At 36.3% G+C, this 8045-nt stretch carries 8 protein-coding genes; 6 read left to right on the forward strand and 2 right to left on the reverse strand.

Annotated features, from left to right (window positions below; all coding sequences use genetic code 11):
• The first annotated feature begins 66 nt into the window (after positions 1–66).
• The 5 genes from GHI93_RS11000 (at position 67) to GHI93_RS11020 (ending at position 5954) form a co-directional block, all read left to right on the forward strand.
• Positions 67–1497: a 6-phospho-beta-glucosidase gene (locus GHI93_RS11000; RefSeq protein WP_153497077.1), complete on the forward strand. Its 1431-nt coding sequence runs from the start codon at positions 67–69 to the stop codon at positions 1495–1497.
• 198 nt (positions 1498–1695) lie between these two features.
• The gene (locus GHI93_RS11005; protein ID WP_153497078.1) at positions 1696–2424 is read left to right on the forward strand and encodes a demethylmenaquinone methyltransferase; all 729 of its coding nucleotides are present in this window, start codon (positions 1696–1698) and stop codon (positions 2422–2424) included.
• Between the two features lie 8 nt (positions 2425–2432).
• Positions 2433–3977 (forward strand): ClC family H(+)/Cl(-) exchange transporter, encoded by a 1545-nt coding sequence (locus tag GHI93_RS11010; protein ID WP_153497079.1) that lies wholly within the window; start codon positions 2433–2435, stop codon positions 3975–3977.
• 392 nt (positions 3978–4369) lie between these two features.
• Positions 4370–5362, forward strand: coding sequence for a Gfo/Idh/MocA family protein (locus GHI93_RS11015; RefSeq protein WP_153497080.1), 993 nt, complete (start codon positions 4370–4372; stop codon positions 5360–5362).
• Between the two features lie 208 nt (positions 5363–5570).
• Entirely contained in the window at positions 5571–5954 is a 384-nt protein-coding gene (locus GHI93_RS11020; RefSeq protein WP_153497081.1) for a thioesterase family protein, read from the forward strand.
• Between the two features lie 89 nt (positions 5955–6043).
• Here the strand turns inward: GHI93_RS11020 and udk are convergent, their stop codons facing one another.
• Together udk and GHI93_RS11030 are read right to left on the reverse strand one after the other, a co-directional pair.
• Positions 6044–6682, reverse strand: a complete 639-nt coding sequence (udk, locus tag GHI93_RS11025) for a uridine kinase (protein WP_343030371.1) — start codon at positions 6680–6682, stop codon at positions 6044–6046.
• Positions 6683–6790: 108 nt separating this feature from the next.
• Positions 6791–7672 (reverse strand): Rgg/GadR/MutR family transcriptional regulator, encoded by an 882-nt coding sequence (locus GHI93_RS11030; RefSeq protein WP_153497083.1) that lies wholly within the window; start codon positions 7670–7672, stop codon positions 6791–6793.
• Positions 7673–7951: 279 nt separating this feature from the next.
• Between GHI93_RS11030 and GHI93_RS11035 the strand changes: the two genes are divergently transcribed.
• Positions 7952–8045: PTS sugar transporter subunit IIA domain-containing protein (locus tag GHI93_RS11035; protein WP_281347495.1), on the forward strand; the 94-nt coding region annotated here is incomplete at its 3' end.

Raw genomic sequence — 8045 nt, forward strand, 5'->3', positions numbered from 1 at the left:
GGGAAACGTTTTCAAATTCTGAAAAAAATGATAAAATATAAAGAGAATAATATTGGAGGATTTTTTATGCCATTTAGAAAAGATTTTTTATGGGGCGGAGCAACTGCTGCCAATCAATGCGAAGGGGGATATAATCTCTCAAACAGAGGATTAGCCAATGTAGATGTGGTGCCACACGGAGAAGATCGCTTTGCGATTATCACAGGTCAAAAGAAACATTTAGCGTTTGATGATGCGCACTTTTATCCCGCAAAAGAAGCGATTGATATGTATCATCATTGGAAAGAAGATCTCGCACTTTTTGCTGAGATGGGATTTAAAACTTATCGAATGTCACTTGCTTGGACGAGGATTTTTCCAAATGGAGATGAAGAAACGCCTAACGAAGAAGGATTAGCTTTTTATGAAGCGATTTTCTTGGAGTGTCAACGTCTTGGAATCGAACCACTTGTGACGATTACTCACTTTGATTGTCCAATTCACTTGATCAAGACTTATGGTGGATGGCGCAATCGAAAGATGATTGATTTTTATGGACGATTGGCTAGGACCATCTTTACGCGCTATAAAGGTCTTGTGAAATACTGGCTCACATTCAATGAAATCAACATGCTGTTGCACGCACCATTTATGGGTGCTGGAATTGTTTTTGAGGCGGGTGAAAATAGGGATGAAGTGCTCTATCACGCAGCGCATCACGAATTATTAGCCTCAGCATTAGCGACCAAAATCGCACATGAGATTGATCCTGAAAATAAAGTGGGATGTATGTTAGCTGCAGGAGATTATTATCCTTATGATTGTGATCCAGAAAATGTCTTTGAAGCGCAAAAATTAAATCGTGAAAATCTCTTTTTCATTGATGTGCAATCAAGAGGATACTATCCATCATACAAACTTAAAGAACTGGAGAGAAAAAACATCACTTTACCGATTGAAGCTGGAGATTTAGCCTTGCTTCGTGAACATACGGTTGATTTTATTTCCTTTAGTTATTATTCAAGTCGTGTTGCTCGAGTGAAATCTGATGCAGATAAGACAGCAGGAAATATTTTTGAATCTGTCGCAAATCCTTATCTCAAATCGAGTGAATGGGGATGGCAAATTGATCCTAAAGGACTGAGAATCACAATGAATACCGCCTATGATCGTTATCAAAAACCGTTGTTTGTCGTTGAAAATGGTCTTGGCGCAATGGATCATCTCAAACAAGATGGAACAATAGAAGATGATTATCGCATTGCGTACATGGCAGCACATATTGCTGAGATGAAAAAAGCAGTTGAAATCGATGGTGTTGATTTATTGGGTTATACTTCTTGGGGATGTATTGACTTAGTTTCTGCTGGGACGGGGGAGATGAGTAAGCGGTATGGATTTATTTATGTCGATCGCGACGATGAAGGGCATGGAACACTCAAACGAATCCCGAAAAAATCATTTTATTGGTATCAAAAAGTCATAAAAACGAATGGCGAAGATTTAGCGAATGATTAAATTTTTCTTTCTGCATTTGAGACAAAATAAGAAAGGGACTTGAGCCTTGACGCATCTTTATTGAGGTGCGTTTTTTTATTAAAAGAAAACGAAAGCGTGCAAAATTTATTGAATTCATATTTTAATTTATCTTAAAATTTTAGAAATCATAATAAAAAAACGAAGAAATTAAACGCTAAATTTGCTATAATTAATCTTATGGTTGAAGTAAAAGAAGAAAAAGTACACGAAATATTTAATCATATTTCAAAAGATTATGATCGAATGAACGCAATTATCAGTTTTAAACAACATGATCTCTGGCGCGCTCAAACGATGAAAAAAATGGCGCTCACCAAAGGATTGACGGTGTTGGATTTATGTTGTGGCACAGGAGATTGGACGTTTGATTTGGCGGATGCTGTCGGAAAAGACGGGACTGTATTTGGACTTGATTTTTCTGAAAATATGCTTGAAATCGCTAAAGAAAAATCACTGCAACGACATGATCAAAACATCAGCTGGATTCAAGGAAATGCTTTGGCGTTGCCTTTTGAGGATGAAACGTTTGATGTGGTGACAATTGGGTATGGACTTAGAAATACACCCGATTATTTGATCGTGTTAAAAGAGATGTTTCGGGTGTTAAAAAAGGGAGGGAAAGCGGTTTGCATTGACACATCACATCCGAGACTTCCCTTGTATAAGCAAGCGTTTGAGTTGTATTTTGAAAAAATTATGCCCCTTTTTGGACGTCTTTTTGCACATTCTTTTGAAGAATATCAGTGGCTTCAAAAATCAGCGAAGGATTTTCCAGATGCAAAAACATTGTGCCAGCTTTTTGAAAAAGCGGGATTTGTGAATGTGAACGATAAAATGCATGGTGGAGGTGCTGTTGCGACGCATTTTGCACATAAGCCCCTTCACCCTCACGTAAAGGTCAAATGAGGTAAATCATGAAATTTCGAGATATTGAAACCTCATCAAATAAAAACCTGTACCTCATTGCATTGAGTGTTGTTGTTGGGATTACCGCAGGATTTTTAGCGAGTTTATACCGTTTTGCATTGGAAAAAGCGGAGTGGATTGGTCGTTTTTCTTATGGAAAAGTAGCGCAGCATCCACTCTTGCTTTTCGGGGTGATTCCAGTTGTTTTAGGACTTGTTTTAATCATCACTTTTTTAATGAAAAAATTTCCAATGTCCAGTGGTTCGGGAATTCCTCAGGTCAAAGGACAGCTGCAAGGTGCCTTTCAATCAAACTGGTTGACCACCGCTTTTGCAAAATTTATTGCTGGAACATTGGCGATGCTTGGTGGGCTATCTTTGGGACGTGAGGGACCGTCTGTACAATTGGGTGCTTCGATGGGGCAGATGATTGGTGAAAAAATGGCACAAACTGAACGGCATCGCAGAATTTTAATGGCTTCTGGAGCATCTGCAGGGCTTTCTGCGGCGTTTAACGCTCCGTTGTCTGGAGTGATGTTTACACTTGAAGAAGTATTTAAGTATTTTTCTCCGTTGATTTTGTTGACATGTATGACCTCAGCAATTGTAGCAGATGCTATTTCTCAATTAATTTTTGGGACGAGTGCTGTTTTTCATTTTGTCGTTAAAGGAACGATTGCACTACAAGATTACTGGCTTTTGATTGTGCTTGGAATTCTTTTAGGGATTTTTGGTGCACTCTACAATCGGACATTGTTGGCAGGACAAAAGTGGATGAAGCAAATTCCTAATGTTTCTGTTCGCGTCTTGATTTCCTTTGCGAGCGCGGGAATGATGGCGATTCTTTTTCCTTTGGTCATTGGTTCAGGACATACATTGATGGACCGATTGACGTTTGGGTGGAGTTTGGGATTTTTATGCTTGATTTTCTTAGCGAAGTTCTTTATTTCGATGATTTCTTATGTTTCAGGTGTTCCTGGCGGGATCTTTTTTCCTTTACTTGTCCTAGGGGCAAGTTTAGGTGCGATTTTTGCAACGTTAGCCATTTCCACATTTCATTTGCCTGAAATATGGTTTGCAAATTTCGTGATTTTGGCGATGGCGGGGACGTTTACAGCAATTGTTCGAGCGCCAATGACAGGAATCTTGTTATTGGTTGAAATGACGGGATCATTTTCACACTTGTTACCTTTAGCATTGGTTTCTTTAGTGGCTTATGTGGTAGCTGATTTATTGAAATCAGAACCGATTTATGATTCACTTTTACAAAAAATGCTTTCAGAACAAGACGATGAAAAATCAGAAGAAACAGGGCAATTGATGATGGAAGCGATTGTTCAATTTGATTCGAAAGCTGAAAATAAAACACTATCAAAATTACCATTACCGAAGGATTGTCTGGTTGTTTCCATTCATCGTGCGGGAAAAGAGCTAATTCCAAACGGAGAAACTGAACTTTTGGCGGGCGATTATGTGACAGTGATGATGTCTCGAAAAACGGAGCAAAAAACACGCGTCCAGATTCAAAAATTACTGATGGAAAAAGAAAATTAAGTGGCGCTGAGTTTTTGTCAGTGCTGACAGAAAAAATTTTTCACGATAAAGGGAAAAAAATGCGCTGTCAGTGCTGACAAAATGCTTTTAGACGCTAGTTTTTAAATCAAGCAAGTATTTTGGACAAAATTTTGCTATAATAAAGAGGATTTCATCGTGAAACGAGATGAAAATCTGATCAACGGAGACAAAAATAAAACCGCCCAGCACGACAAACGAGCGCACATGTGCAGTCGTGATAAAAGACATTTTTGATTTTATTGAATCAGTCTCAAAGCAGTGCGGCGCGGAAAATGAAGTATGAAATCACTGGATTTCATCAATAAATCATTCAAAATCAAAACAACACGTTCAAAAAGAACAGCATTGAAAAATAGAAAAAGAGGAGAGTAATGTTAAAGTTAGGAATTATCGGGACTGGATGGATTAGTGCGTCATTTGTTGAGGCAGCTCAGATGACAAAAAAATATCATTTAGAGGCGGTTTATTCACGACATTTAGAAAGTGCTCTTTCATTTTCAGAGGATTTTTCTCATGTGAGTTTATACGAAAATCTGGATGAATTTTTGATGCATGACATGGATATGATTTATATTGCCAGTCCAAATGCAGTTCATTTTGAGCAAGCAAAAAAAGCCATTGAAGCTGGGCATCACATCATTGTTGAAAAACCAGCATTTTCAAATCCGTCAGAACTTAATGAAATTATTTCACTTGCAAACGAAAAAAAGGTGTTGTTTTTCGAAGCAGCAAGAAATATTCACGAACACGCTTTTGAGGTCATTCATGAATTTTTAGCAGACAAAAAAGTGATCGGTGCTGATTTTACTTACTCAAAATATTCATCAAAAATGCCTGCGTTATTGAGAGGAGAAGTTCCCAATAAGTTTAATGCTAAATATTCTGGTGGACTTTTAGCGGATTTAGGGGTTTATTTACTTTATGCTGCAGTGTATTGGTTTGGTAACCCTAAATCTGCGACGTATGATGCTGTCATCTTGGAAAGCGGCGTGGATCTTTCTGGAATCGGAAGTCTTGATTATGGAACGTTCAAAGTCGCTTTGAAATGTGCGGGAAATTTTAATTCCTATTTACCTTGTGAAATTTATACGACCACAGGAACTTTAGTGCTGGATAGTGTCAATGCAATCAAATCTGCTAAATTCATCAAAAATGATGGTGGCGTTGAAACAATCAAAATTATTCCAGCAAAGCATCCTTTGATTGATGAAGCCAATCACTTTGCAGAAATATATGAAACAAGAGAAACTCCTTCATCATGTTATCTTTACAAAGACTTACAAGATACCGCAAAAGACGTTGCACAGATCAGTTATCAAATGCGACGCGCTGCAGGAATTGTATTTGATGCAGATCAAAATTAAACTTTTGACTGTCCAAGCCAATAAAAAAATTCTGTCAGTACTGACAGAACCTAAAATCATCTCATCAGCACTGACAAATGCTTGTTAGCGCTGAAATTTGTTCCCTTAGTTAAGTCGGATATAACGAGAACCTCCTAAGTTCTTGTCCCCAGTTCGAATCTGGGAGGGGACATTGTACGACAACTCTAAATAAAAAGAAGGCAAAAAAATGTCTGAAATAAAATGCGGTGAAATTGCTTTTTCTCATGTCACAGTTGATGCAACCAACACTGCTCAAGCTCTAAATAGTGGTTCACTTCCAGTATTTGCTACACCCATGATGATTGCGCTCATGGAAAATGCCGCAATGCGTGCTATTTCTCATCACTTAGAAGATACAGAAAGCTCTGTTGGCATCCAAATCAATGTCAGTCACGATCTGGCGAGTCCAATCGGAGCAGAAATCATCGCAAAAGCTACCGTCATCGCTGTTGACCGCCGTAAAATCACATTTGAAGTGGAAGCAAAACAAGGCGATAAAACAATTGGAAAAGGAACGCACACCAGATTTATTGTCACAAATGCATCATTTTTAAATAAAATTTCACTCTAAAAAGGATTTGTTTTTGATTTAAGACAAGTCTTTTTTGTTTTAGAGCAAAATGAATACTGGTGACACAAAAAAGGACAGGAGCTGTCCTTTTATTGATTCGCTTCGTTTTCTTGTAAAATACTTGCTACCTTTGTTGTGATAATATCAATCCCCACGATATTTGACACCCCTTCAGGGATAATGACATCAGCGTAGCGTTTTGTTGGCTCAATAAATTGATGGTACATTGGCTTGACTGCATTCAAATATTGTGTAATCACAGAGTCCAATGTTCGTCCACGTTCTTCAATATCTCGTCGAATACGACGAATGATGCGGACATCATCATCAGTATCAACAAAAATTTTGATGTCCATCAAATCACGCAATCGCTCATCTTCAAGCACTAAAATCCCTTCTACAATCAGCACATCAACGGGTTCTTGACGATATGTTTTTTTTGAGCGCGTATGATTAGAATAATCATAAATCGGAACATCAACCGCACGACCTGCACGCAGTTCTTTGAGTTGTGCAATCAAATAGTCGGTATCAAATGCTAAAGGATGATCGTAATTTGTTTTGGTTCGTTCTTCAAAAGTCAAATTGGATTGATCCTTATAGTAGCTATCGTGCTCAATCATTCCAATGTTTTCATCCGTAAAACTCTCAAGAATCGCATGAGAAACGCTTGTTTTTCCGCTTGCAGAGCCACCAGTGACACCAATGATGATAGGTTTATTCAAAATATTCTCCACTTCTTTGTCCTAAGACATAAAAAAATTCATCTTCTATTTTAACATAAAATAACAAGATGAATAAATAAAAAAATTCTAAAGAGAAATCAAAGATAAACTCTATCGAAAATATTTTATCTGATAAGCGTGCATACGATTTCTCATTTCATTTGCTAATTTATAAGCACCACAAAATTCAAAAATTGATTGCACCTTTTCAATAATATCTTTTGCCTCAGCATCACCTTTTACATATTCTAAAAGAGCGGAATTAAAAATTAAAATAAGTTTTTCAAATACCCAATAGTCATGTATTTCCATATTTTTTAGATATAAAATAAGTTCTTCTGCCAGTGAAAATTGATGGTTATCAATGAAAATTTGAATGCAATTTAAAATAGCTTGAATACGCACTTGTTTGATATGAAATAAATCAAAGTTAATTTGCGTTGGCAAAAGCATAGTATGAACAAGAAGAGATAACGTTAGAATATCAAAAATGGGCACACAATCACTAAAAAGTAAAATTTCATAATATCCCCAATCGTTACAAGTTTTTAAATAATCATATAAATAATCGATTTCATTTTTAGAAATTGGAATCGATTGATCTAAGAAAGAAAGAACTGATTTAATTCTTATCTTTTCGAGTTTATTTTTTTTATTTTTTTGCTGTTTTTCTAATTCAGTCAATAAATGTTGTAATTCCACTACATTGTGAGTTAAAAATGCTTGCGAAATTTTTTGTGAATAAAGCATAAGATCTTTTTTTTGAGTATGCTGATTATAAAAATTTTGAAATTCAAACATACTAACATTGATATTTTCGAGGGCAGAAAAAAAGAGATGGGTGGAAAGATCAGTAATGCCATTCTCAAAATTTGATAAGTGCTTAGAAGACAAAGCATCGCCCGCGGCTTCTTTTATCGTAAAACCCTTTGAAGTTCGTAATTTTTTATAAAAAGTTCCGAGTTTTTCTTGATCCGATTTTTTTGTTGTCATAGTTATAACCTCAAATTGTATTGTAACACAAAATAAAAATCTTTGAAATGTAGGAATAAAATAGAGAATCGGAACAATCTAAGTCTATACTTTCTTTTTTATGTCCCCTTCATTCTTAAAATACTTCTATTTACTCCATCTTTCTTAAAATGAAAAAAACTTATATTGGTTATGAAACAGCTCATTTCAGAACAAATAAAACCACTTATAATGAGATAGAATGAAAGATGAAAGTAAGTGCTTTCAATATATTATTTATTTTATAGGAGGTTATTCACATTGAGTATCGGAATTGTTATTGCGAGCCATGGCGAATTCGCACTAGGCATTAAACAATCTGTCACAATGATTTTCGGTGAGCAAGAAAAAGTAC

Source organism: Lactococcus hircilactis (genome assembly GCF_009601015.1).
Taxonomy (GTDB): Bacteria; Bacillota; Bacilli; order Lactobacillales; family Streptococcaceae; genus Lactococcus; species Lactococcus hircilactis.

Coding starts and splice junctions, on each gene's coding strand:
- GHI93_RS11000 (WP_153497077.1), top strand. CDS start 67: ATGCCATTTAGAAAAGATTTTTTATGGGGCGGAGCAACTGCTGCCAAT.
- GHI93_RS11005 (WP_153497078.1), top strand. CDS start 1,696: ATGGTTGAAGTAAAAGAAGAAAAAGTACACGAAATATTTAATCATATT.
- GHI93_RS11010 (WP_153497079.1), top strand. CDS start 2,433: ATGAAATTTCGAGATATTGAAACCTCATCAAATAAAAACCTGTACCTC.
- GHI93_RS11015 (WP_153497080.1), top strand. CDS start 4,370: ATGTTAAAGTTAGGAATTATCGGGACTGGATGGATTAGTGCGTCATTT.
- GHI93_RS11020 (WP_153497081.1), top strand. CDS start 5,571: ATGTCTGAAATAAAATGCGGTGAAATTGCTTTTTCTCATGTCACAGTT.
- GHI93_RS11030 (WP_153497083.1), bottom strand. CDS start 7,672: ATGACAACAAAAAAATCGGATCAAGAAAAACTCGGAACTTTTTATAAA.